The organism is Achromobacter sp. ISS7 (assembly GCF_056523125.1).
Window position 1 is genome coordinate 111118 of sequence record NZ_JAWRZD010000001.1, and the last position, 23728, is coordinate 134845.

24 protein-coding genes are annotated in these 23728 nt (G+C 67.3%); 19 read left to right on the top strand and 5 right to left on the bottom strand.

What is annotated here, in order from left to right; genetic code table 11:
• Positions 1–36: 36 nt before the first annotated feature.
• A complete protein-coding gene (locus tag AC1HFW_RS00455; RefSeq protein WP_006393460.1) occupies positions 37–1350 on the bottom strand; it encodes an MFS transporter in 1314 nt (437 codons plus the stop codon).
• 132 nt (positions 1351–1482) lie between these two features.
• Here AC1HFW_RS00455 and argE point away from each other — a divergent pair, with 132 nt between their 5' ends.
• The 5 genes from argE (at position 1483) to AC1HFW_RS00480 (ending at position 6583) form a co-directional block, all read left to right on the top strand.
• Complete coding sequence (gene argE / locus AC1HFW_RS00460; RefSeq protein ID WP_006393461.1) at positions 1483–2634, top strand: acetylornithine deacetylase; 1152 nt, start codon at positions 1483–1485, stop codon at positions 2632–2634.
• A 144-nt stretch (positions 2635–2778) separates the two neighbouring features.
• The gene (gene trpB / locus AC1HFW_RS00465) at positions 2779–3978 is read left to right on the top strand and encodes a tryptophan synthase subunit beta (protein ID WP_241073853.1); all 1200 of its coding nucleotides are present in this window, start codon (positions 2779–2781) and stop codon (positions 3976–3978) included.
• Between the two features lies 1 nt (position 3979).
• Complete coding sequence (trpA, locus tag AC1HFW_RS00470; RefSeq protein ID WP_241073854.1) at positions 3980–4846, top strand: tryptophan synthase subunit alpha; 867 nt, start codon at positions 3980–3982, stop codon at positions 4844–4846.
• Between the two features lie 37 nt (positions 4847–4883).
• Positions 4884–5762 (top strand): acetyl-CoA carboxylase, carboxyltransferase subunit beta, encoded by an 879-nt coding sequence (gene accD / locus AC1HFW_RS00475; RefSeq protein WP_006393464.1) that lies wholly within the window; start codon positions 4884–4886, stop codon positions 5760–5762.
• A 272-nt stretch (positions 5763–6034) separates the two neighbouring features.
• Positions 6035–6583 carry an acyloxyacyl hydrolase gene (locus AC1HFW_RS00480; protein ID WP_061072175.1) on the top strand — a complete coding sequence of 183 codons (549 nt, stop codon included), beginning with the start codon at positions 6035–6037 and terminating at the stop codon, positions 6581–6583.
• 141 nt (positions 6584–6724) lie between these two features.
• Here AC1HFW_RS00480 and AC1HFW_RS00485 read toward each other — a convergent pair whose 3' ends face one another.
• Positions 6725–9787: an Rne/Rng family ribonuclease gene (locus AC1HFW_RS00485; RefSeq protein WP_479281515.1), complete on the bottom strand. Its 3063-nt coding sequence runs from the start codon at positions 9785–9787 to the stop codon at positions 6725–6727.
• 508 nt (positions 9788–10295) lie between these two features.
• Between AC1HFW_RS00485 and AC1HFW_RS00490 the strand changes: the two genes are divergently transcribed.
• The 4 genes from AC1HFW_RS00490 to msrQ all read left to right on the top strand — a co-directional run bounded on the left by AC1HFW_RS00490 (position 10296) and on the right by msrQ (position 13712).
• Complete coding sequence (locus AC1HFW_RS00490) at positions 10296–11261, top strand: RluA family pseudouridine synthase (RefSeq protein WP_100505113.1); 966 nt, start codon at positions 10296–10298, stop codon at positions 11259–11261.
• Position 11262: 1 nt separating this feature from the next.
• Entirely contained in the window at positions 11263–11928 is a 666-nt protein-coding gene (locus AC1HFW_RS00495; RefSeq protein WP_479281516.1) for an HAD family hydrolase, read from the top strand.
• Positions 11929–12093: 165 nt separating this feature from the next.
• Positions 12094–13062, top strand: coding sequence for a protein-methionine-sulfoxide reductase catalytic subunit MsrP (msrP, locus tag AC1HFW_RS00500; protein WP_479281517.1), 969 nt, complete (start codon positions 12094–12096; stop codon positions 13060–13062).
• Positions 13059–13712, top strand: coding sequence for a protein-methionine-sulfoxide reductase heme-binding subunit MsrQ (gene msrQ, locus AC1HFW_RS00505; RefSeq protein ID WP_479281518.1), 654 nt, complete (start codon positions 13059–13061; stop codon positions 13710–13712). The genes msrP and msrQ overlap by 4 nt, the downstream gene beginning before the upstream one ends.
• A gap of 18 nt (positions 13713–13730) precedes the next feature.
• Here msrQ and AC1HFW_RS00510 read toward each other — a convergent pair whose 3' ends face one another.
• From AC1HFW_RS00510 to AC1HFW_RS00520, 3 genes are read right to left on the bottom strand one after another with little or no spacing between them, the layout of a single operon-like run.
• Positions 13731–14522, bottom strand: coding sequence for an N-acetylmuramoyl-L-alanine amidase (locus tag AC1HFW_RS00510; RefSeq protein ID WP_479286442.1), 792 nt, complete (start codon positions 14520–14522; stop codon positions 13731–13733).
• Positions 14519–15229, bottom strand: coding sequence for an SAM-dependent methyltransferase (locus AC1HFW_RS00515; RefSeq protein WP_006393473.1), 711 nt, complete (start codon positions 15227–15229; stop codon positions 14519–14521). The genes AC1HFW_RS00510 and AC1HFW_RS00515 overlap by 4 nt, the downstream gene beginning before the upstream one ends.
• Complete coding sequence (locus tag AC1HFW_RS00520; protein WP_006393474.1) at positions 15226–15828, bottom strand: Maf-like protein; 603 nt, start codon at positions 15826–15828, stop codon at positions 15226–15228. Before AC1HFW_RS00520 ends, AC1HFW_RS00515 begins: the two co-directional genes overlap by 4 nt.
• A gap of 166 nt (positions 15829–15994) precedes the next feature.
• Between AC1HFW_RS00520 and AC1HFW_RS00525 the strand changes: the two genes are divergently transcribed.
• From AC1HFW_RS00525 to rpoE, 10 genes are all read left to right on the top strand, one after another.
• Entirely contained in the window at positions 15995–16654 is a 660-nt protein-coding gene (locus AC1HFW_RS00525; protein WP_479286444.1) for a YceD family protein, read from the top strand.
• Positions 16655–16706: 52 nt separating this feature from the next.
• Complete coding sequence (gene rpmF, locus AC1HFW_RS00530) at positions 16707–16889, top strand: 50S ribosomal protein L32 (protein ID WP_006389284.1); 183 nt, start codon at positions 16707–16709, stop codon at positions 16887–16889.
• A 59-nt stretch (positions 16890–16948) separates the two neighbouring features.
• Positions 16949–18016 (top strand): phosphate acyltransferase PlsX, encoded by a 1068-nt coding sequence (gene plsX / locus AC1HFW_RS00535; protein ID WP_035360073.1) that lies wholly within the window; start codon positions 16949–16951, stop codon positions 18014–18016.
• Positions 18016–19002 carry a beta-ketoacyl-ACP synthase III gene (locus tag AC1HFW_RS00540; protein WP_035360074.1) on the top strand — a complete coding sequence of 329 codons (987 nt, stop codon included), beginning with the start codon at positions 18016–18018 and terminating at the stop codon, positions 19000–19002. The genes plsX and AC1HFW_RS00540 overlap by 1 nt, the downstream gene beginning before the upstream one ends.
• Before the next feature lie 91 nt (positions 19003–19093).
• Positions 19094–20029, top strand: a complete 936-nt coding sequence (gene fabD, locus AC1HFW_RS00545) for an ACP S-malonyltransferase (protein ID WP_198485141.1) — start codon at positions 19094–19096, stop codon at positions 20027–20029.
• Positions 20030–20033: 4 nt separating this feature from the next.
• Positions 20034–20786: a 3-oxoacyl-ACP reductase FabG gene (gene fabG / locus AC1HFW_RS00550; protein ID WP_006393479.1), complete on the top strand. Its 753-nt coding sequence runs from the start codon at positions 20034–20036 to the stop codon at positions 20784–20786.
• A gap of 194 nt (positions 20787–20980) precedes the next feature.
• Positions 20981–21220, top strand: coding sequence for an acyl carrier protein (gene acpP / locus AC1HFW_RS00555; protein ID WP_005012191.1), 240 nt, complete (start codon positions 20981–20983; stop codon positions 21218–21220).
• A gap of 183 nt (positions 21221–21403) precedes the next feature.
• Positions 21404–22633: a beta-ketoacyl-ACP synthase II gene (gene fabF / locus AC1HFW_RS00560; protein ID WP_006393480.1), complete on the top strand. Its 1230-nt coding sequence runs from the start codon at positions 21404–21406 to the stop codon at positions 22631–22633.
• Between the two features lie 37 nt (positions 22634–22670).
• Positions 22671–23129: a hypothetical protein gene (locus AC1HFW_RS00565; protein ID WP_241073860.1), complete on the top strand. Its 459-nt coding sequence runs from the start codon at positions 22671–22673 to the stop codon at positions 23127–23129.
• Positions 23126–23725 (top strand): RNA polymerase sigma factor RpoE, encoded by a 600-nt coding sequence (rpoE, locus tag AC1HFW_RS00570; RefSeq protein WP_006389292.1) that lies wholly within the window; start codon positions 23126–23128, stop codon positions 23723–23725. Before AC1HFW_RS00565 ends, rpoE begins: the two co-directional genes overlap by 4 nt.
• Positions 23726–23728 lie beyond the last annotated feature (3 nt).

Sequence of the window (23728 nt, forward strand, 5' to 3'; positions counted from 1 at the left end):
CCGGGCCATCGCGGCCCGGGGTCATGCCGGCGGATCTCAGTGATCCAGGTTCTCGTGGGCGCGTTCACGCATGAAGAACGACGCCACCAGGCCCAGCGCCACGCCGAACATCACGTAGTAGGCCGGCGCCATCGGCGAACCCGTGGTCTTGATCAGCCAGGTCACGATGAACTGGGCGAAACCGCCGAAGATCATCACCGCCACGTTATAGGCCAGCGACAGGCCCACCGAGCGCACCCGCGCCGGGAACAGCTCCGCCATGACGGTGCTGAAAACGCCGAAGAAGGCCGACACGAACAAGCACACCACGATCTGCACGGTCAGCAGGCGGCCGATCGACGGCGCGTCCGACAGCCAGTGATACAGCGGGTACAGCACCAGCAGATAGCCGATCAGCGAGCCGATCACGAGCGGGCGGCGGCCGATGCGGTCGGACCAGGCGCCCATGAACGGCGTCAGCAGCACCATCAGCGCGGCGCCCGCCATCTGCACCAGGAAGGTCTGGTTCAGCGGCAGCTTCAGGATCTGGGTCGAGTAGGTCACCAGGTAGGTGAAGGTGATATAGATCGACACCGTCGCCGTCACCACCAGGCCCACGCCGATCAAGGTCTCACGCGTGTGGGCGCGCACCATCTCGCCCAGACTCAGGCGCTGCACCTCGCCGCGCGCGGCGGCCTGGCGCTCGTCTTCCTTCATCTGCTTGAAGGCGTCGGTTTCGTCGATGTTGCGGCGGATATAGATGGCGATCGGCACAATCACCAGGCCGAAGGCGAACGGCAGGCGCCAGGCCCAGGCCGCGATCTGCTCTTGCGTGAAGAACTCGGTGATCAGCGTGCCGCAGGCCGCGCCCAGCAGCAGCGCCAGCATCTGCCCGGCCATCTGCCACGATCCGTAGAAGCCGCGCCTGCCGTTGGGCGCCATCTCGATCAGCAGGGCGGTCGAGGTGCCGAATTCGCCGCCGGCCGAGAAGCCCTGCAGCAGCCGCGCGATGAGGATGAAGATCGGGGCCAGGATGCCGGCCGCGTGATACGTCGGCGCCACGGTGATCAGGGCGATGGACACCGCCATCAGCGAGGTCACCATCACCATCGCGGCCTTGCGGCCCTTCTTGTCGCCGTACAGGCCCAGGATGATGCCGCCCACGGGGCGCATGAAGAATCCGACGCCGAAGATCGCCGTGGTCATCAGGATGGCGTTCAGTTCGCTGCCGGGAACGCTGGGATCGGTGGGGAAGAACAATTTCGAGATGATCGGCGTCATGAACGCGAACACCAGGAAGTCATACCATTCGAGGGCATTGCCGATGACTGCCGCCACGATGTTGCGCGTGGGAACTGCTTTGTGCTGCACGGATTCTCCTTGGGGGTTTAGGGCTGGAATGGCGTCATTCTAGGCCTGTGTCCGCCGCGTGCCAGCCCGCGGCCGCGCGACGCGGACGCGTCCTGGCTTTACACTCACTCTTTTCCCCGAGAGAGTTGCTACATGAACGCGCGCACCTGGCTGGAGACGCTGGTCGGTTTCGACACCACCAGCCGAAATTCCAATCTTGCCCTCATCGAGACCGTCCGTGACTGGCTCAAGGGCCAGGGCGTCGAGGCATGGCTGGCGCACAATCCCGAGCGCACCAAGGCCAATCTCTTCGCCACCCTGCCGGCGCAGGACGGCAACCAGCAGGGCGGCATCGTCCTGTCGGGCCACACCGACGTGGTGCCGGTCGACGGCCAGGACTGGAGCACCGATCCGTTCAAGCTGGTCGAAAAAGACGGCCTGCTGTACGGCCGCGGCAGTTGCGACATGAAGGGTTTCATTGCCGGTTCGCTGGCGCTGGTGCCGGAATTCCTGGCCATGCCGCGCAAGAAGCCGATCCACCTGGCGTTCTCCTACGACGAGGAAGTCGGCTGCGCCGGCGCTCCTTACATGCTGGCCGACCTGCTCGAACGCGGCATCCGCCCCGAGGGCTGCGTGGTGGGCGAACCCACCGGCATGCAGGTGGTGGTGGCGCACAAGGGCATCAACCTGTTCCGCTGCAAGGTGCACGGCAAGGCGGCCCACTCGTCGCTGACCCCGCGCGGCTGCAACGCCATCGAATACGCCGCCCGCCTGATCTGCCGCATTCGCGACCTGGCCGACAGCTTCAAGGCCAACGGCCCGTACGACCAGTTCTACGACGTGCCGTTCTCGACCATGACGACCAACCAGATCCGGGGCGGCATCGCGGTCAACACCATCCCCGAGCTGTGCGAATTCACCTATGAATTCCGCAATCTGCCGGGCATGCAACCCGACCAGATCCAGGCCGAAGTCGAAAAATACGTGCGTGATGAGCTCCTGCCGCGCATGAAGGCCGAATTCGACGGCGCCAGCATCGAGATCGAGACCGGCGCCGCCGCGCCCGCCCTGGAAGCCTCCGAGGAAGCCGCCATCACCCAGCTGGTGCGCGCCCTGACCGAAGACCGCGCCACCCGCAAGGTGGCCTATGGCACCGAGGCCGGCCTGTTCCAGGGCATCGGCATCCCCACCGTGGTCTGCGGCCCCGGCCACATCGAGCAGGCGCACAAGCCCGACGAATTCGTCGCGCTGGACCAGCTGGCCGCCTGCGAAACCTTCCTGCGCCGCATGGGCCAGTCGCTCTGAGGCAACTGGCCGGGGCGCCCGCCCGAGGACGCCCGGCCAGGGCGGGGTGCAACCCCCGCCGTGGCCGGCGTCAGGTAAAATGACGGGTTGCAAACCGGATTTGCGGCCGGCAGAGGTTGGCCGCGATACCGGGGGAGATGCTTGGTGAAACCTTACGATTTTCCGGATGCCCAGGGCCATTTCGGCCCTTATGGCGGTGTTTTCGTGGCGGAAACGCTGATGCACGCGCTCGACGAGCTGCGCGCCGCCTATGACCACTACCGTACCGATCCCGCCTTCCTGGAAGAGTTCAACTACGAACTCAAGCATTTCGTCGGCCGTCCCAGCCCGGTCTATCACGCCCGTCGCTGGTCGGAACTGCTGGGCGGCGCCCAGATCTGGTTCAAGCGCGAAGACCTGAACCACACCGGCGCGCACAAGGTCAACAACTGCATCGGCCAGGCCCTGCTGGCCAAGCGCATGGGCAAGCCGCGCGTCATCGCCGAGACCGGCGCCGGCCAGCACGGCGTGGCCTCGGCCACGGTGGCCGCCCGCTACGGCATGGAATGCGTGGTCTACATGGGCAGCGAAGACGTCCGCCGCCAGGCCTCCAACGTCTACCGCATGAAGCTGCTGGGCGCCACGGTGGTGCCGGTCACGTCCGGCTCGCGCACCCTGAAGGACGCGCTCAACGAAGCCATGCGCGACTGGGTCACCAACATCGAGAACACCTTCTACATCATCGGCACGGTGGCGGGTCCCGACCCCTATCCGCGCATGGTGCGTGATTTCCAGACCGTCATCGGCAATGAATGCCTGACGCAGATGCCCGAGGCCATCGGCCGCCAGCCCGACTACGTCGTGGCCGCGGTCGGCGGCGGTTCCAACGCCATGGGCATCTTCCATCCCTACATTCCGTACGAGAACGTGCGCCTGATCGGCGTCGAAGCCGCCGGCGAGGGCATGGACAGCGGCAAGCACGCCGCGTCGCTGGCCGCCGGCCAGGTCGGCGTGCTGCACGGCAACCGCACCTACGTCATGCAGGACGCCGACGGCCAGGTCCAGGAAACCCACTCGGTCTCGGCCGGGCTGGACTATCCCGGCGTCGGCCCCGAGCATGCCTGGCTCAAGGACTCCGGCCGCGCCGAGTATGTCGGCATCACCGACGATGAAGCCCTCAAGGCGTTCCACGACTGCTGCCGCATCGAAGGCATCATGCCGGCGCTGGAATCCTCCCACGCCATCGCCCAGGCCGTGAAGATGGCCGCCACGCTGCCGCGCGACGCGGTCATCCTGGTCAATCTGTCGGGCCGTGGCGACAAGGACATGCATACCGTCGCCGAACGCGCCGGTATCGAACTCTGATATGACGACATCCCGCTCCGATCGCATCGCCGCCGCCTTTGCGCGCACCGCCGAATCCGGCCGCGCCGCGGCGCTGATCCCCTACATCGCGGCCGGCGATCCTTCGCCCGCCGCCACCGTGCCCCTGATGCACGCGCTGGTCGAAGCCGGCGCCGACGTCCTGGAACTGGGCGTGCCGTTCTCCGATCCCATGGCCGACGGCCCGGTGATCCAGCGCGCCGCCGACCGTGCCATCGCCCAGGGCGTGGGCCTGAGCCGCGTGCTTGAACTGGTCACCGAATTCCGCCAGCGCGACACGGCCACGCCCGTGGTGCTGATGGGCTATGCCAACCCGATCGAGCGCATGGGCCAGGCTGAATTCGCCCGCCGCGCCGAAGCCGCCGGCGTCGATGGCGTCCTGGTGGTCGACTATCCGCCCGAAGAGGTCGTCGAGTTCGCCGAGACCCTCGGCCGCCACGGCATCGCCCCGATCTTCCTCTTGGCGCCGACCTCCACCGAGGACCGCATCCAGGCCGTGGCCAAGGTGGCCCGCGGCTACGTCTACTATGTGTCGCTCAAGGGCGTGACGGGCGCCGGCTCGCTCAACACCGACGATGTGGCGGAACGCGTGGCCGTGATCCGCCGCCACGTGCGCGACATTCCGGTTGGCGTGGGCTTCGGCATCCGCGACGCCGACAGCGCGCAGCGCGTGGCCGCCGTGGCCGACGCGGTCGTCATCGGCAGCAAACTGATTGAAACCATGGAGCAGGCGGTGGCGAACGCCCCCGCCGCCCAGCAAACCGACGCCGCAGTCGCCGCCGCCAGCGGCTGGCTGCACACCATCCGGCAGGCGCTGGACCAAGTAAAACGACAAAGCGCGTCGGCCTGAGCGGCCTGGCGCGACCTCCTTACGGGATGAACAAACAATGAGCTGGATCGAAAAACTCCTGCCGCCTCGCATCAACAAGACCAGCGACAGCGGCGCCCGCCGCGTGCCTGAAGGCCTGTGGGTGAAATGCCCGTCGTGCGAAACGGTGCTGTACAGCGAAGATCTCGCGGCCAACCTGCACGTTTGCCCCAAGTGCGACCACCATATGCGCATCGGCGCCCGCGCCCGCATCGAGTCGCTGCTCGACCTCGAAGGCCGGGTCGAGATCGGCCAGTCGACGCGGTCGGTGGATACGCTGAAGTTCAAGGACACCCGCAAGTACCCCGAGCGCCTGGCCGAAGCCGTCAAGCAGACGGGCGAGACCGACGCGCTGGTGGTGGTCAGCGGTTCCATCCGCGGCGTGCCTGCCACGCTGGCCTGCTTCGAATTCGAGTTCATGGGCGGTTCCATGGGCTCGGTGGTCGGCGAGCGCTTCGCGCGCGGCGCCCAGGCCGCCCTCGAGAACAAGACGCCCTTCATCTGCGTGGCCGCCTCGGGTGGCGCGCGCATGCAGGAAAGCCTGCTGTCGCTGATGCAGATGGCCAAGACCAACGCCATGCTGACGCGCCTGTCGGCGGCCGGCCTGCCGTTCATCAGCGTGCTGACCGATCCCACCATGGGCGGCGTGTCCGCCAGCTTCGCCTTCATGGGCGACGTGGTCATCGCCGAGCCGAAGGCCCTGATCGGCTTCGCCGGTCCGCGCGTGATCGAACAGACCGTGCGCGAGAAGCTGCCCGAAGGCTTCCAGCGCGCCGAGTTCCTGCTGCAGAAGGGCGCCATCGACATGGTCGTGGATCGCCGCCAGCTGCGCGAGGAAATCGCCCGCCTGCTGGCGCTGCTGACCAACCAGCCGGCCGATGTCGTCACCGCCGCCTGATCGCCATCCACATGCTGGCCCGCGCCTTCCGGGGCGGGCTCGCGAAGACGCCGCCGCGCCGTTGGGCCGGCGGCGTTTTCACAGGCGCGGCGGCCAAAGGGTGACCACACCATTTCGTCTGTCGTGCGGAACAGTGTTTTCCATCGATTGTGTTGCCTTATTGCGACATATTGCGAGCCTTCTGGCCCGGTTTTTGCTATGTTCTGTAGTACTGGATGTCACTCGTGATTTTTGCCGGGTGTTCGTCCCAACAAAATACGGAGTTGCTCCCAATGCAGTCGACTAAGAAGAAAATGCTCGTCCGCCTTGTCGGTCTGGCCCTGGCCTGTGGCGCTACCATCGCTAGCGCGCAATCCTCCCAAGGCACCCAGGGCGGCGTGAGCCTGCACTACGGTATCGGTGACCACTATCAGCGCCTGACGCTGAACTACGAAACCCCGTCGATCTGGACGTACCAGTTCGGTGGCAACTGGGGCCGCCTCGACCTGACGCCCGAATTCGGCGCGTCGTACTGGTGGGCCGACGGCGATCGTTCGCCGAGCAGCGTCTGGCAATTGAACGCCATCCCGATGTTCCGCTGGTGGACTGGCGAGCGCTTCTACCTCGAAGCCGGTATCGGCGCCACCGTGTTCTCGCGCACCCGCTTCGCCGACGAGAACATCAGCACCGCCTTCCAGTTCGGCGACCACGTCGGCCTGGGCTTCCTGCTGACGCCGAACAACCGCATCGGCGTACGCTACTCGCACTTCTCCAACGCCAGCATCAAGCGCCCGAACCCGGGCCTGGACATGGTGCAGCTGACCTACACGTACCAGTTCTGATCGCTGCGCGATCCGGCCTGATGAAAGAACCCTCGGCGACGAGGGTTTTTTTTCGTCCCTGGAAAGCCGTTCGCGACGCCGCGGGCGGGAATAAAAAAAGCCCCCATCGAGCGATGGGGGCTTTTTGTCCGCGCGGGCGGCTTAGTGGCGGGTTTCGACCTGAACCAGGGGTTCGTTCGAGACTTGGGCCACCGGCTTGCGCTCGCGGCCCAGACGCACCGGCGTGTGTGCGGCGGCGATGCGCAGCTGCGTTTGCGCGTGGCGCTCGGGGTCGGTTTCAACCCACTGCAGGCCGGCGGCGTTGACCACCTCGTGCAGGGCCTGGGCCTTGGCCGAGGGGGCCGTTGCCGGCACCACGATGGGCTGGGCGCTGGCCGGGGTGGCGGCCACGGGCGCGGCCACCGGAGCCGGAGCGGGCGCCGGCGCGGCAACCGGTTCGGCCGGCGTGGCCGGGGCGGCCGTCACGACGGGTTCGACGACCGGTTCGGCCGCGGCGGCTTCCACCGGCGCCGTGACGGGCGCGGCGGGCTCGGAGACCTGGCTGGCGGGCTCGACGGCCACCGGCGCGGTCACTTCGGGCGCGAAGGCTTGCACGGGCTGCGGTTCAACCACGGGCTCGGCCACCGGAGCGGGGGCTTGCTCGGCTTGAACCGGCGCGGCCTGCACCGGGGCGGCTTCGACCGGCTGGGCCGGGGCTTGCGCCTCGACCGGTGCCGTCTCGGCTTGCGGCGTCACCGGAGCGGCGGCCACCGGCGCGGGCGCGGCGGTCTCGTCCGAGGCCGGTTCGCCGGCGTCGTCGTCGATGCCATCTTCCTGCAGCTCGTCGCTGCCAGCCAGGCCGGCTTCGTCCGGGCTGCGGCGGCCACGACGGCTGCGGCGGCGGCGGCGCTTGCGCTCCGGATCGGCGCCGGCTTCGGCGCCTTCCGCGGCGGGCACGCCATCGGCGGTCTGTTCGGCGGCATCGGCCTGCTCGGCCGTGGCGTCGGCGGCGGGAAGCTTGGCTTCAGGCAGCGCCGTGGCGACCGTCTGGGCCAGTGCGGCCACCATGCTTTCCTGATCGCTCATCGGCGCGTCGGCCTGGCCTTCCTCGCGGCGGTTGCGGCCACGGCCGCGACGGCGATTGCGGCCGGCGCCGGCGTCATCGCCACCGGCTTCCGGAGCGATGTCGGGACGGTTCGAGGCCTGCGCGGCCTGGACGGCCTGATCGCGGTCGCCACGCTCGTTGCGGTTGTGACGCTCGCCGCGTTCCTGGCGTTCTCCGCGTTCGCCTTCGGGGCGGCGGTTGCCACGGATGTGCGGACGGCCGCCTTCGCTGCCCTCGGCGCCTTCGGCGCGGGACTCACCGCGACGATTGCGGTTGCGGTCGGAACCGTGGCGTTCGCCGCGGCGTTCCTGGCCGTCGTGGCCGCCGCGGCCCTTGCCGCGTGCCGGCGACGCGGCGCGCTTGGCGCCAGCCTCTTCCTGGGCGGCGGGCGCGGCCTTGGCGGGCTCGGCGTTGCCGGTCAGCCAGCCGAACAGGCGCTTGAGCAGGCCGGGGCCGCCCGACTGCGCCGGCGCGGCCGCGGGAGCGGGCGCCGGGGCAGGGGTCGACACGGGAGCCGGCTGCGAGGGCGTGATGCCCTTGACCAGCGCTTCCGGACGGGCCTTGATCTCGTTTTCGCGCGGCTGCCACGGAGCGTCCGTGGCGGGCGCCTCGACCAGCTCGAAGCTGGTCTTCACTTCTTCCAGGCGCGGATCGTCGTGGCGCAGGCGCTCGATGTGGTGGTGCGGCGTTTCCAGGTGCTTGTTGGGGATCAGCACCAGGTTGACCTTCAGGCGGGCTTCCATCTTGGTGATGTCGGCGCGCTTTTCGTTCAGCAGGTAGGTCGCCACGTCGACCGGCACCTGGGCGTGGACCGCCGCGGTGTTTTCCTTCATGGCTTCTTCCTGCAGCAGGCGCAGGACGTGCAGGGCGCTGGATTCGGCGTCGCGGATCACGCCGGTGCCGTTGCAGCGCGGGCAGGTGATGTGCGAGCCTTCGTTCAGGGCCGGACGCAGGCGCTGGCGCGACAGTTCCATCAGGCCGAAGCGCGAGATCTTGCCCATCTGGACGCGGGCGCGGTCGAAATGGAGGGCATCACGCAGGCGCTGTTCGACGGCGCGCTGGTTCTTGCTGTCTTCCATGTCGATGAAGTCGATGACGATCAGGCCGCCCAGGTCGCGCAAGCGCAGCTGGCGGGCCACTTCGTCGGCGGCTTCCGAGTTGGTCCGCAGGGCGGTTTCCTCGATGTCGGCGCCGCGGGTCGAGCGGGCCGAGTTGACGTCCACGGACACCAGCGCTTCGGTGTGATCGATGACGATGGCGCCGCCCGAGGGCAGCGTGACCGTGCGCGAGTAGGCCGTTTCGATCTGGTGTTCGATCTGGAAGCGCGAGAACAGCGGGATGTCGTCGCGGTAGCGCTTCACGCGCTGGACGTTGTCCGGCATCACCACGCTCATGAACGCGGTGGCCTGGTCGGCGATCTCGTCAGTGTCGATCAGGATCTCGCCGATCTCGGGCGAGAAGTAATCGCGGATGGCGCGGATGACCAGGCTCGATTCCAGATAGATCAGGATGGGCGCGGAGTTGTCGCGCGCGGCGCCGTCGATGGCGGTCCAGAGCTGCAACAGGTACGACAAGTCCCATTGCAGTTCTTCGACGTTGCGGCCGATGCCGGCGGTGCGGGCGATGATGCTCATGCCCTGGGGCAGCTCGAGCTGCTCCATCGTGTCGCGCAGTTCCTGGCGGTCCTCGCCCTCGACGCGGCGCGAAACGCCACCGCCACGGGGGTTGTTGGGCATCAGGACCAGGTAGCGGCCGGCCAGCGAGATGAACGTGGTCAGGGCGGCGCCCTTGTTGCCGCGCTCTTCCTTTTCAACCTGGACGATCAGTTCCTGGCCTTCGCGCAGGGCGTCCTGGATGCGGGCGGTGCGGACGTCGACGCCTTCCTTGAAGAAGCTGCGCGCAACTTCCTTGAAGGGAAGAAAGCCGTGGCGGTCTTCGCCGTAGTTGACGAAGCAGGCTTCGAGGCCGGGTTCGATCCGGGTGATGACACCTTTGTAGATGTTGCCTTTGCGTTGTTCGCGGCCGGCAGTCTCGATGTCGAGGTCGATGAGTTTTTGCCCATCGACGATAGCGACGCGTAATTCTTCCTGGTGCGTCGCATTGAACAGCATGCGCTTCATGAGAGGGTTTCTCCGTTGTCATGACGCGCCGATATCGGCGCGTGACCTCGGGCCACTCGGGCTGCGGCTGAAGCGGGCAAGAAGATGCGGACCGTACCTGGGCGGCGCCCAGGCGTATCCGCCGCGGGTCAGGCGGGCACGTCGTGCCGTGGGGCACGGGGTTCTTTCAGCAGGAGGGTCAGCTTCACTGAATGTGGTTTGACGGAAATGTGCTGTGAACGGCAGTTGCGGCCGGATTGGTTGCCGACGCGCAGCTGGTGCTTTAAATATGCGACGATTCTTGCAGTGCTTCAAGCCGCTTGCGGCAGGCAACGGACCTGCTGGGACAGCGGGCAAAATGAATGCCACACCACTATCCGGCAGGGCGCGGTTGCGCCGGCGACCAAATGACCCAGGGGTTGAATGAGCAGGCAGTACAATGGCGGCCCACGCGCTCGACGGAGTTGCGTACTTGAGTTGCATCTCTACGCCAGCGGCTGATTCAGCCCCTTAAGGCTGTCCCGATTATATGTCGCTTTCCGCAATGCGCAAAGAAACTTCCTCCCCTATGGCCACCCCCTCCGTCCGCATGGTCGAAGTGGGCGCCGAACACGCCGGCCAGCGCCTGGATAATTACCTGATGCGCCTGTGCAAGGGCGTCCCCAAAACCCACATCTACAAGGCCATCCGTGGCGGCGAGGTCCGGGTAAACAAGGGACGCATCTCGGTCGACTATCGGGTCGCGGAAGGCGATATGGTCCGCATTCCGCCGCTGCGCCTGCCCGACCCGGGCAAGCCCAAGCCGGTGCCGGCCGCCGAATTCCCGGTGGTGTTCGAGGACGACGCGATGCTGGTGGTGGACAAGCCCGCCGGCGTGGCGGTCCACGGCGGCAGCGGGGTGTCCTTCGGCGTGATCGAGCAACTGCGCGCCGCCCGCCCCGAGGCCAAGTTCCTGGAGCTGGTGCACCGGCTCGACCGCGAGACCTCCGGCCTGCTGATGGTCGCCAAGAAACGCAGCGCGTTGCTGGCCCTGCACGCCATGCTGCGCGAGGGGCGCAGCGACAAGCACTATTACGCGCTGGTCGAGGGCGATTGGGTCAACGATCGCCAGCACATCAAGCTGTCGCTGTCCAAGTGGACCACCCAGTCCGGCGAGCGCCGCGTCAAGGTCGATCCCGACGGCCAGACCGCCCACACCATCATCACGCTCAAGCAGCGCTTCGGCCGCTATAGCCTGGTGGACGCCGAACTGCGCACCGGACGCACCCACCAGATCCGCGTGCACCTGGCGGCCAGCGGCTTTCCCATCGTGGGCGACGACAAGTACGGCCACGACGAGGTCCGCGCCGAGTTCTCGCGCATGGGCTTTGGCCGCATGTTCCTGCATGCGCATCAATTGACCCTGAATCATCCGCTGACGGGCGAGCCGATGACGCTGACGGCCGAATTGCCGCCCGCTTGCCGGAAAATACTGAAACAACTGGAGTCGGTCTGATATGTCGTATTCGCTGGTCGTTTTTGACTGGGACGGAACCCTGATGGATTCCACGCACAGCATCGTGGCCGCCATCCAGGGCGCCTGTCGTGACCTGGAGCTGCCCGTGCCGTCGGCCTCCGACGCCAGCTGGGTGATCGGGCTGTCGCTGGAAAGCGCACTGCGCCGCGCCGTGCCGCAGCTGACCCAGGCGATGCTGCCGCGCTTTCTTGAGCGCTACCGCACCCATTACCTGCTGCGCGACCCCGAGCTGCGCCTGTTCGACGGGATCCCCGAGCTGCTGACGGCCCTGGCCGAGCGCGATGTGCGCCTGGCCGTCGCCACCGGCAAGAGCCGGGTCGGCCTGACCCGCGCCCTGGCCGCGACCGGCCTGGGCCCCATGTTCGACGCCACCCGCACCGCCGACGAGACCTTCAGCAAGCCGCATCCGGCCATGCTGCACGAACTGATGACCGAACTGGACGTCGCTCCGGCCCGCGTGGTGATGGTGGGCGACACCTCCCACGACCTGCAGATGGCCACCAACGCCGGCGTGCACGGCCTGGGCGTGACCTACGGCGCGCACACCCTGAAGGAACTCGAGGGTTGTGGCCCGCAGGCGGTGCTGGACAGCGTGCCGCTGGTGCGCGACTGGCTGCTCAGCCGGACCCTGGCGGCCGCCGCCTGACGGCCGGGGCGCTGGCCTCGCCGGGAACGCCGAGGTGGCGAGGCGGTCTATTGCTGATCGCCGCCGGCGCGGCCGGCGGAATATCATGGGGTCGCGAAACGTCTACCGTTCAGGCGTGGGCGTCGTCGCGATGCGGATCCACGCGCCGGCCCCCAGGAGATTCCCATGTTGATACGCAAGCCCGATGACATCGTTCCGTCCGACATCACGACCGAGGCCGTCTGGCGGTCGCGCCGCGACCTGATCCTGCGCGCCAGCGTGGCGGCGGCGGGGCTGGGGCTGCCGGGCTGGGCGGCACGCTCCGCCTTCGCCCAGGGCGCGGGCGCTGGCGCCCTGGCGGGCCAGTCCAACGCCGCGCTCAGCGTCATGGACAAGCAGACGTCCTTCGCTGATATCACGTCGTACAACAACTACTACGAATTCGGCGTCGACAAGGGCGAGCCCGCGTCCAACGCCGGCAAACTGCAGACCCGCCCCTGGACGGTCAGCGTCGAGGGCGAAGTCGGCAAGCCGCGCACCTTCGATATCGACGAGCTGCTCAAGCTGGCGCCCATGGAAGAGCGCGTCTACCGGCTGCGCTGCGTCGAGGGCTGGTCCATGGTCATCCCGTGGGTCGGCTATTCGCTGTCGGCGCTGCTCAAGCAGGTCGAGCCCACCGGCAATGCCAAGTACGTGGAATTCGTCACCGCCGTGCAGCGCGAGAACATGCCGGGCGTGCGCGCCGCCATCCTCGACTGGCCCTATGTCGAGGGCCTGCGCATCGACGAAGCCATGCACCCGCTGGCCATGCTGGTGTTCGGCGTCTACGGCAAGGTGCTGCCCAACCAGAACGGCGCGCCGCTGCGGCTGGCCGTGCCCTGGAAGTATGGCTTCAAGTCGGGCAAGTCGCTGGTCAAGATCCGCCTGGTGGAAAAGCAGCCGGTGTCCTCGTGGATCAAGGCCGCGCCGCAGGAATACGGCTTCTATGCCAACGTCAATCCGACCGTGCCGCATCCGCGCTGGAGCCAGGCCACCGAGCGCCGCATCGGCGAGGACGGCCTGTTCACGCCCAAGCGCAAGACCTTGATGTTCAACGGTTATGCCGATCAGGTCGCGTCGCTCTACCAGGGCATGGACCTGAAGGCCAACTATTGAAGCCGCCCGTGGCTGATGGCGTCGCCGTGGCCGCGCCGCGCAAGCCGCAGTGGTCGGCGCGCGCGGTCGGACGCGTCAAGCCCTGGCTGTTCCTGCTGGGCCTGGCGCCGTTCGCGCGCTGGGTCTGGCTGGGCTTCACCAACGGTCTGACCGCCAATCCGGTGGAATTCCTGACGCGCTCGTCGGGCACCTGGACGCTGGTGTGCCTGCTCGTGACGCTGGCGATCACGCCGCTGCGGCGCCTGACCGGCCAGCCGGCGCTGGTGCGCCTGCGCCGCATGTGCGGCCTGTTCGCGTTTTTCTATGGCGCCATGCATTTCATGGCCTGGGTCTGGTGGGACCGCGGCTTCGATCCGGCCGCCATGCTGCAGGACATCGGCGAACGGCCCTTCATCACCGTGGGCTTCGCCGCCTTCGTGCTGATGGCGGCGCTGGCGGCCACCTCCACCCAGTGGGCCATGCGCAAGATGGGCAGGCGCTGGCAGCAACTGCACCGCGCCATCTACCTGATCGGCCTGCTGGCGGTGCTGCACTACTGGTGGCACAAGGCCGGCAAGAACGACCTGTCGCAGCCGATCCTGTATGCCGCGGTGCTGGCGCTGCTGCTGGGCTGGCGGCTGGCCGCCTGGTGGCGCCGCCGCCCCGGGTGAGCGGCGCGCGCCGTCCGGTTACAGCATGGCCAGCATGATCGCCGCGGTCTCGGCGTCCGGCTGGCCATCGTGCAGGGCGGGGCGGTAGTGCATCTGGAACGCCGCCAGCACATTGATGGTGGCGCGATCCAGCGTGCCGTTCCGCGGCGTGGTGTAGCCCAGCCGCTGCAGCTGTTGCTGGAACCAGGCGACCTCGGGCGTGCCCTGCGCCTGCAGGCGCGCCAGGTGCGCGGCGGCGCCGGCTTCGTCGTACCAGCGGCCGATGCCGGCCGCGGCCAGTTGCTTCCAGGGGAACAGCGGGCCCGGGTCTACCTTGCGCTGGGGCGCGATGTCGCTGTGGCCGACCACGTTCTCGGGCGTGATGCCGTTGCGCTGGATGACGTCGCGCAGCAGGAGGGTCAGGGCGCGGATTTGCCGGTCGCCGTAGGCATGCCACTGCGGCTTGCCGTCGGTGCCATCGGTCCAGCCCGGGTTGACGATCTCGATGCCGATCGAGGTGCTGTTCATGGCGTTCAGGCCATACCAGGCGCTTTCGCCGGCGTGCCAGGCGGCGCGGGTCTCGTCGACCAGCCGGTGGGCGCGGCCGGAGGTGTCGATCAGGTAGTGGGCGCTGACCTTGCCCTGCGACAGCAGCTTCATCGACACGGCGTCGTCGGTCGAGGTGTAGTGCACCACGACGAAACGCACCCGGCTGCTCTGGCTGACCGCGGTGACCGAGGTGTCCAGGTCCAGGCCCGCGGGGCCGCGCTGGGCGCACCCGGCCAGGGCCGCGAGGGCCAGGAATACTGCGGCAAATCGGATCATGGTCAGCGCGCCAGGTACAGGAACAGGGTGGGCATCTTGTCCAGCTGCGGCGCGGGCTGCTTTTTCCAGTCGGCGATGGTGCGCGTGGCGATCCATTCGTCGGCGGTGGTCAGCGCGCGGGCCACGCACAGCTTGGTGTCGCCCTTCAGGCTGGCCAGCAGCGTCGCGAACATGGCGGCGTTGCGGTAGGGGGTCTCGATCAGCAACTGCGTCTGGTTGTGGCGGGCGGAGTGCTGTTCCCAGGCCTTGAGCTGCCTGGCGCGTTCGCCGGCGTCCACGGGCGCGTAGCCGTGGAAGGCGAAGCGCTGGCCGTCCAGGCCGCTGGCCATCAGGCCCAGCAGGATGGAAGAGGGGCCGACCCAGGGCTTGACGGTGATGCCGAGCCGGTGGGCGGCGTCCACCACCTTGGCGCCGGGGTCGGCGACCGCCGGGCAGCCGGCTTCGGATACCAGGCCGATGTCGGCGCCACGGCGCACCGGCTCGAGCCAGGCGCCGATCTCGGCGGCGTCGGTCTTGTCGCTGAGTGTGTGGATGGTGATTTCCTGCAGCGGCCGGGTGGTGCCCACCTGCTTGAGGAAGGCGCGCGCCGTCTTGGCGTTCTCGGCGATATAGGTGTCCAGGCTGCCGGCCCGGGCGCGTGCGTCGGCGGGCAGCCAGCTTTCCGGGGCGGCCTCGCCCAGCCCGACGGGGATCAGGTGCAGCGAGCCGCTCATGCGGGCGCTCCCGGCGCCGCCAGCGGGTCGAGTCCGAACCCGGCCAGCATGGTGGTCAGGGCGATCAGCGGCAGGCCGATGATGGCGGTCGGATCGTCGCTCTGGATGCTTTCCATCAGGGCGATGCCCAGGCTTTCCGCCTTGGCGCTGCCTGCGGTATCGTAGGGTTCCTCGGCGCGCAGATAGGCGTCGATGGCGTGGTCGGACAGGCGCCGGAAACGGCAGCGCGTGACGATGTCGGCTTTCTCCACCCGTTGGCCGTCCGTGACCGCCAACGCGCTGTGAAATTCCACGATCTGCCCGGAAAGTGCCCGCAATTGCGCCTGGGCGCGCGTAAAATCGCCGGGCTTGCCGATGGGCTGGCCGTCCACGGTCGCCACCTGGTCCGAGCCGATCACGATGCTGCCCGGGTGCGCGGACGCCACCACCATGGCCTTGGCGACCGACAGGCGCAGCGCCAGCGCCTCGGGGGATTCGCCCGGTTGTGGCGTTTCGTCCACATCCGGCGAAATGGCGGTAAAGGGCAGGCGCAGGCGGCTGAGCAGTTCTTTGCGGTAGCGCGAGCTGGAAGCGAGGATCAGGCTGGGTTGTGAGGGCATGCGATATTTGACGCTGGGACTTAAGTCACAGTATTATCTAACGTTTTGCGGCATTTTTGCAGGGCAGCATGACTTTTGGGCGGGGCGCAACCCCCACTTAAGGGGCGGGGCGCAACCCCGCGTCAGTCATCGGTTTGACGCCCTGGGATGGCCGCGAATGCACGGGATGAGCAGGTTGTGCGCGAATGCGCATGCCCGGCGGCCTCGTGCGAAAGGACAGAACATCAAGCCCATCGACGCATTCGCATTCGCCCATTCGGGCAAGGAAGCGCAAGGCACCATACCTCTTGTGCGGTTGACGCGCGCGGTTGACGGACTTCCCGAGCAACCGGCGGGTGAGGCCGGCCTCGTGACGTGGTCCGTGCGCGGCGAGATGGGCAGGGCCGGGCTGCTGCTGGGTCAGCCGCTCCTGCGCATTCATGTGCAGGCGAATCCGGTCGTGGTGTGTCAGCGGTGCAATGAGCCGTTCGCCTATCCGGTGGACAGCGAGGTCCTGCTGCAACTGGTCAAGTCCGAAGCCGACCTCGACGACGGCTTTGCCTCCGGCGATCACGCCGCGGGTATCGACGACGAGGATGAGGACGGCGAGGAAGCAGGAAACGCAGGAGAAGGTTTTGTGTCCAACCAGCCTGAAAAGGTGGTGGGTTCGCATCATTTCGATCTGTTGGCCCAGATCGAAGATGAGCTCATTCTGAGCGTTCCGTATGTGCCCAAGCATGATGTATGCCCGGGCGCGCAGGCCAAGGACAACGAAGCTCCCCAAGAGCCCGTTGTCAAGCGTCCGTCGCCGTTTGCGGTGCTGGAACAACTGAAGCACAAAGATTGAGATCAACATCGGGCCGCATCGCGTACAATGCGCCCCGTTTCTAGGAGTCATCATGGCTGTTCAACAAAACAAGAAGTCCCCGTCCAAGCGCGGTATGCACCGCTCGCACGATTTTCTGGTGAATCCGTCGACGGCTATCGAACCGACCACGGGCGAAACGCACCTGCGTCACCACATCAGCCCCAACGGCTTCTACCGTGGCCGCAAGGTCCTGAAGACCAAGGCCGACGAATAAGGCCCCCGGGCCGAACTCGTACTCGGACCAATTCGGCTGAGCGCTGATACCTGGCACCCGTGATACGCATCGCCATAGACTGTATGGGCGGAGACTTCGGTCTGCCCGTCACGATTCCGGCTGCGATCGAGTTCGCCCGGCAATTTCCGGATACCCGGCTATTGCTGGTCGGGCTTCCCGACGCCATCGAAGCGGCGCTCTCCGAGCACCGCGGCGTCGAGCGTGATCGCTTCGAGATCGTGGCGGCTTCCGAAGTCGTCACCATGGACGACCCGGTCGAGGTCGCCCTGCGCCGCAAAAAAGACTCCTCCATGCGCCTGGCCGCCCAGTCCGTCAAGGACGGGAACGCCGACGCCTGCGTTTCCGCGGGCAACACCGGCGCGTGGATGGCCATTTCACGCTATGTGCTCAAGACGCTGGACGGCATCGACCGGCCCGCGATCGCCACGTCCATACCGAACCAGACGGGCCGCGCCACCACGGTGCTGGACCTCGGCGCGAATGTGGACTGCACGGCCGAGCACCTGCTGCAATTCGCCATCATGGGCGCCGCGCTGTCGCAGGCGGTGGACCATCGCGACAACCCCACCGTGGGCTTGCTCAACATCGGCGAAGAGGTCATCAAGGGCAACGAGGTCGTCAAGGAAGCCGCCGAGCTTCTGCGCGCCAGTCCCCTGAACTTCTACGGCAACGTGGAAGGCAATGACATCTTCAAGGGCACGGTCGACGTCGTCGTCTGCGACGGTTTCGTCGGCAACGTCGTGCTCAAGTCCGTGGAAGGCCTGGCCAAGATGTTGTCCAGCGTCATCCGCGAAGAGTTCAAACGCAACCTGATCACGCTGCTGGCCGGCGCCCTGGCCAAGCCGGTGCTGAACCGCTTGCGCAACCGAGTCGACAACCGCCGCTACAACGGCGCGGCGTTGCTGGGCCTGCGTGGCGTGGTCATCAAGAGCCACGGCTCGGCTGATGTCTACGCCTTCGGCTTCGCGCTGCAACGGGCGCGCGAAGCCGTCGTGAGTAAACTGCTGGAGCGCACCGCACAGACGGTCGCGCAGCTCAACCAGCGCGTCCAGTCTGCCTCGGGTGCTCCGGCGCTCGAGCCGGGCGCGGCTGGAGACACCGCTTGATGGATACCGCAATGAAATATTCCGTGATCGCGGGCACCGGCAGCTTCCTGCCGGAACGCGTGGTTTCGAATGACGCCCTGGCTGCGGAACTGGCGACGCGCGATATCGCCACCTCCGACGAGTGGATCGTCGAGCGCACGGGCATCCGCCAGCGCCACCTGGCCGAGCGCGGCGTTACCACCAGCCAGCTGGCGACCGAGGCCTCGCGCCGCGCGCTGGCCGACGCGGGTGTCGACGCCTCCGAGGTCGACCTGATCGTGCTGGCCACGTCCACGCCCGACTTCGTGTTTCCCAGCACCGCCTGCCTGGTGCAGGCCAACCTGGGCGCCAAGGGCTCCGCGGCCTTCGACGTGCAGGCCGTGTGCAGCGGCTTCGTCTATGCCCTGACCACCGCCGACAGCTTCATCCGTGCCGGCCGCGCGCGTTGCGCCCTGGTGATCGGCGCCGAAGTGTTCTCGCGCATCCTCGACTGGAACGACCGCAGCACCTGCGTGCTGTTCGGCGACGGCGCCGGCGCGGTGGTGCTCAAGGCTTCCGACAAGCCCGGCATCCTGGCCGCCCAGCTGCATGCCGACGGCAGCCAGATGAAGATCCTCAGCGCCGCGGGCAACGTGGCCTATGGCGACGTCACCGGCGATCCGTTCCTGCGCATGGACGGCCAGGCCGTGTTCAAGCAGGCCGTCACGGTGCTGGACCGCTCCGCCCGCGATACCTGCGCCGAAGCCGGCGTCGATATCAGCGAAGTCGATTGGCTGGTGCCGCACCAGGCCAACGTCCGCATCCTGAATTTCCTGGCGCGCAAGCTTGCCGTGCCGGTCGAGAAGGTGGTCATCACCGTCGACAGCCATGCCAATACCTCCGCTGCCAGCGTGCCGTTGGCGCTTGACGCCGCGCGCCGCGATGGCCGCGTCAAGCCGGGCCAGCTCGTGCTGATGCAGGGCGTGGGCGGCGGATTCACCTGGGGTTCGGTACTGGCCCGCATGTAAGGGCGTGTCCGGCCGGGACGCGGATCGCCGCGCCCGCCCGGATGTCGCGCCCGACATTCCACAGACTCAGAATCACTCCACACGGTCGAACATGAAAATCGCTTTTGTCTTTCCTGGCCAGGGTTCGCAGGCAGTCGGCATGCTGGATGCCTGGGCCGACGTCGCCGCCGTGACCGATACCGTGGCGCGCGCCTCGCAGGCGCTGGGCCAGGACCTGGGCGCGCTGATCGCGCAGGGCCCGATCGAACAGCTCAACCTGACCACCAACACCCAACCCGCCATGCTGACGGCCGGTGCCGCGTTCTTCGCGGCCTGGCGCGCGGCGGGCGGCCGCAATCCCGATGTCGTCGCCGGCCACAGCCTGGGCGAATACGCCGCGCTGACGGCCGCCGGCTCGCTGGCGCTGGAAGACGCGGTGCGCCTGGTGCGCGTGCGCGCCGACGCCATGCAGGCCGCGGTGCCCGTCGGCACTGGCGCCATGGCCGCCATTCTCGGCCTGGACGATGATGCCGTGCGCGCCGCTTGCGCCGCCGCGGCCCAGGGCGAAGTGGTCGAAGCCGTCAACTACAACGCGCCGGCGCAAGTCGTGATCGCCGGCCACAAGGGCGCGGTCGAGCGCGCCTGCGAACTGGCCAAGGCCGCGGGCGCCAAGCGCGCGCTGCTGCTGCCGGTGTCCGCGCCGTTCCACTCCAGCCTGCTCAAGCCCGCCGCCGATGTGCTGGCCGGCGCGCTGGCCGCGGTGACGGTCTCGGCGCCCCAGGTGCCGGTCATCAACAACGTCGATGTCGCCTCGCCGGTGGAACCCGGGGCAATCCGGGATGCGCTGGTGCGCCAGGCATGGCATCCTGTGCGTTGGGTCGAAACGCTGCGCGCCATGAAGGCGCAGGGCGTGACCCACGTCATCGAGTGCGGTCCCGGCAAGGTGCTGACCGGCCTGACCAAACGCATCGACCCCGAGCTCACCGGCCTGGCCATCACGGATCCGGCCTCGCTTGAGGCCGCGCTGGCCGCGGTCAACGGAAATTAAGACCATGGAAAACACCTCGATCGAACTGCAGGGCAAGATCGCCCTGGTCACCGGCGCGACGCGCGGCATCGGCCGCGCCATCGCCCAGGAACTGGCCGCGCGTGGCGCGGTGGTCGTCGGCACCGCCACCTCCGAATCCGGCGCCGCCGCCATCACCGAAGCGCTGGCGCCGTTCGGCGGCCGTGGCGTGGTGCTGGACGTGACCAACGCCGAAGCCTGCGACGCGCTCATCGACGCGCTCGGCAAGGAAGGCGGCGGTCCGCACATCCTCGTCAATAACGCAGGCATCACCCGCGATACGCTGGCAATGCGCATGAAAGACGACGACTGGTCCGCCGTCATCGACACCAACCTGGCATCGGTCTTTCGCCTGTCGCGCGCCGTGCTGCGCAACATGATGAAGGCCCGTTGGGGACGCATCATCAACGTCACCTCCGTGGTGGGTTCCAGCGGCAATGCCGGCCAGGCCAACTACGCCGCCGCCAAGGCTGGCGTCGCCGGCATGTCGCGCGCCCTGGCGCGCGAGCTGGGCAGCCGCAACATCACCGTCAATTGCGTCGCGCCGGGCTTCATCGATACCGACATGACGCGCGCGCTGGGCGAGAACCAGACCGCCGCGCTGCTGCAGCAGATTCCGCTGGGCCGGCTGGGTTCGCCCACGGACATCGCCCATGCGGTGGCCTTTTTGTCCGGGCCGCAGGCGGGTTACATTACCGGCACCACCCTGCACGTCAACGGCGGGATGTACATGCAATAAGTCACGAAACGCGCGCTCGCGCCGGGATACCGGCACGGCAACGCGCGGTTCATCCGGAAACGCCGCACACCGGTTTTCCTGCGCCCGGCGGGCGACAGATCAAAGTGCGCGGTGTTATTTTTGTCACGGCCTGGCGTTTGCAGTACTCTGCGCTTGGCTATAATTCGCGGGATTTTTCCCATTTGGAGATCTGCATGGAAAGCATCGAACAGCGCGTCAAGAAGATCGTCGCTGAACAACTTGGCGTGAACGAAGCCGAGATCAAGAACGAATCCTCCTTCCTTGACGACCTCGGTGCCGATTCGCTCGACATGGTCGAACTGGTCATGGCGCTCGAAGACGAATTCGAGACCGAGATCCCCGACGAAGAGGCCGAAAAGATCACGACCGTGCAACAAGCGATTGATTACATCAATTCGAACGGTAAGCAGTAAGCTCAGCCTATATCCTTCCGGTTGCCCCACGTCCGGGGCCAGCCGGGAACCGGGGCGGTTTCAGGAATTTGCCGTGTGGTCCACGCGCGGGAAGGGCATTGACGCCCATCCCGCTATTGCGTGTTCCGCACGCGCAGTGCATCCCGAAAACCGCCTTTCTTTTGTCTGTTTGAGGAGTCATCCGTGAAGCGACGTGTCGTCATCACTGGCCTTGGTATCGTTTCGCCCGTTGGCAACGACCTGACCACCGCTTGGGACAATATCGTCAACGGACGTTCTGGCATCAGCCGCATCTCCCGTTTCGATCCCTCGGCCATCACCACGCACATTGCCGGCGAAGTCAAGGACTTCGACGTCAGCGCCTATATCTCGAGCAAAGAAGCCCGCCAGATGGATACCTTCATCCATTACGGCCTGGCCGCCGGGATGCAGGCCTGGCGCGACAGCGGCCTTGAAGTCACCGAAGCCAACGCCGAGCGCATCGGCGTGATCGTTGGCTCGGGCATCGGCGGCCTGCCGCGCATCGAGGAAACCCAGGTCGAATACATGGCCAAGGGTCCGCGCCGGATCTCGCCGTTCTTCGTGCCGGGTTCGCTGATCAACCTGATCTCCGGCCACCTGTCCATCGCCTATGGCATGAAGGGTCCCAGCTACGCCGTCGTGTCGGCCTGCACCACGGGCCTGCACTGCATCGGCGACGCGGCCCGCCTGATCGAGTACGGCGATGCCGACGTCATGCTGGCCGGCGGCGCCGAGTCGACCGTGTCGCCGCTGGGCATCGGCGGTTTCGCCGCGATGCGCGCGCTGTCGACCCGCAACGATGATCCTCAGACGGCTTCGCGTCCCTGGGACCGCGACCGCGACGGCTTCGTGCTGGGCGAGGGCGCCGGCGTGCTGGTGCTGGAAGAATACGAACACGCCAAGAAGCGCGGCGCGCGCATCTATGGCGAGTTCGCCGGCTACGGCATGAGCTCCGACGCGCATCACATCACGGCTCCCGACAAGGACGGCCCGCGCCGCGGCATCGTCAACGCGCTGCGCAACGGCGGCCTGAACCTGGAAGACATCCAGTACGTCAACGCGCACGGCACCTCGACGCCCCTGGGCGACAAGAACGAGAGCGACGCGCTCAAGCTGGCGTTCGGCGACCATGCCAAGAAGCTGGTGGTGAACTCGACCAAGTCCATGACCGGCCACCTGCTGGGCGCGGCTGGCGGGATCGAGGCGGTGTTCACGACCCTGGCGGTCTACAACCAGGTCTCGCCCCCGACCATCAACATCTTCAACCAGGATCCGGAATGCGACCTGGACTACTGCGCCAACGAGGCGCGGCAGATGAAGATCGACGTCGGCCTGTCCAACTCGTTCGGCTTCGGCGGCACCAACGGCTCGATGGCCGTTCGCCGGGTCTGATTTGGAAGGCCCGGGCCAGGGGCGCTGGACGTTTCGCGTGCCCGTCCTGCGGCCACGCGGCGTCGTGGCGTTGCCGGGCCTGGGGCTGGCCGCCGCGGCTGCCAGCCTCGTCACCGCCGCCTCCTGGCACGGCACGGCCTGGACGGCCGGCGCCGTGCTGATGTCATTGGCGCTGGCGGCGGGGCTGTTACACTCGACCCGTCGCAGCCTGTCCCCGGTATCGGCCCTGCGCACGGCGGCCGGTGGCGGCCGCTGGCAGGTGCGCCTGCCGGGCGGTTGGCGGGATGCGGCGCTGGTGCAACAGCGACGCGGACCGGCGTGGCTTTCGCTCACCCTGCAGCCCTTGCCCCCCGGGAGTATGGCCTTTAACGACCACAATGTAACTTTCACCGTCTGGCAACCGACGTTGCGATCCGACGACTGGCGGCGCCTGTGCCTGCTGGCCGGCGCGGCGCGGCGAACGCCCCCGACGGTCCGCCTGCGGGAGGCCACATGAGCGAGCGCGAAGTCGACGCCGAGCTTGTCGCGCGCGTCCAGCGGGGCGACAAGAAGGCCTTCGACCTGCTGGTGCTCAAGTACCAGCGCAAGATTCTCCGTCTGCTGGCCCGCATGATCCGCGACCCCGCCGAGATCGAGGACGTGGCCCAGGAAGCGTTCATCAAGGCCTACCGGGCCTTGCCCCAGTTCCGGGGCGAGAGCGCGTTCTACACCTGGTTGTATCGTATCGCCATCAATACGGCCCGCAATTGGCTCGCCTCCCAGGGGCGCAGGCCGAGCGCGCCCAACGCGATAGAAACGGAAGACGGTGAAACTTTTAACGAAACCGACAACCTAACCGATATAAGCACGCCGGAGTCCATGGTTGCCAGCCGCGAGATCGCCGAGACGGTGAACGCGGCCATCGAGGAATTGCCCGAGGAATTGCGCACCGCAATCGTCCTGCGTGAAATCGAAGGTATGAGTTACGAAGACATCGCCCAGAGCATGGACTGCCCCATTGGTACGGTGCGCTCCCGCATTTTCCGTGCGCGAGAAGCCATCGCGACCAAGTTGCGCCCATTGCTTGGCACCGATGCCGAGCGTCGCTGGTAAGGA

Coding starts and splice junctions, on each gene's coding strand:
- argE (WP_006393461.1), top strand. CDS start 1,483: ATGAACGCGCGCACCTGGCTGGAGACGCTGGTCGGTTTCGACACCACC.
- trpA (WP_241073854.1), top strand. CDS start 3,980: ATGACGACATCCCGCTCCGATCGCATCGCCGCCGCCTTTGCGCGCACC.
- accD (WP_006393464.1), top strand. CDS start 4,884: ATGAGCTGGATCGAAAAACTCCTGCCGCCTCGCATCAACAAGACCAGC.
- AC1HFW_RS00480 (WP_061072175.1), top strand. CDS start 6,035: ATGCAGTCGACTAAGAAGAAAATGCTCGTCCGCCTTGTCGGTCTGGCC.
- AC1HFW_RS00485 (WP_479281515.1), bottom strand. CDS start 9,787: ATGAAGCGCATGCTGTTCAATGCGACGCACCAGGAAGAATTACGCGTC.
- AC1HFW_RS00490 (WP_100505113.1), top strand. CDS start 10,296: ATGTCGCTTTCCGCAATGCGCAAAGAAACTTCCTCCCCTATGGCCACC.
- AC1HFW_RS00495 (WP_479281516.1), top strand. CDS start 11,263: ATGTCGTATTCGCTGGTCGTTTTTGACTGGGACGGAACCCTGATGGAT.
- msrP (WP_479281517.1), top strand. CDS start 12,094: ATGTTGATACGCAAGCCCGATGACATCGTTCCGTCCGACATCACGACC.
- AC1HFW_RS00515 (WP_006393473.1), bottom strand. CDS start 15,229: ATGAGCGGCTCGCTGCACCTGATCCCCGTCGGGCTGGGCGAGGCCGCC.
- AC1HFW_RS00520 (WP_006393474.1), bottom strand. CDS start 15,828: ATGCCCTCACAACCCAGCCTGATCCTCGCTTCCAGCTCGCGCTACCGC.
- AC1HFW_RS00525 (WP_479286444.1), top strand. CDS start 15,995: ATGAGCAGGTTGTGCGCGAATGCGCATGCCCGGCGGCCTCGTGCGAAA.
- rpmF (WP_006389284.1), top strand. CDS start 16,707: ATGGCTGTTCAACAAAACAAGAAGTCCCCGTCCAAGCGCGGTATGCAC.
- AC1HFW_RS00540 (WP_035360074.1), top strand. CDS start 18,016: ATGGATACCGCAATGAAATATTCCGTGATCGCGGGCACCGGCAGCTTC.
- fabD (WP_198485141.1), top strand. CDS start 19,094: ATGAAAATCGCTTTTGTCTTTCCTGGCCAGGGTTCGCAGGCAGTCGGC.
- fabG (WP_006393479.1), top strand. CDS start 20,034: ATGGAAAACACCTCGATCGAACTGCAGGGCAAGATCGCCCTGGTCACC.
- acpP (WP_005012191.1), top strand. CDS start 20,981: ATGGAAAGCATCGAACAGCGCGTCAAGAAGATCGTCGCTGAACAACTT.
- rpoE (WP_006389292.1), top strand. CDS start 23,126: ATGAGCGAGCGCGAAGTCGACGCCGAGCTTGTCGCGCGCGTCCAGCGG.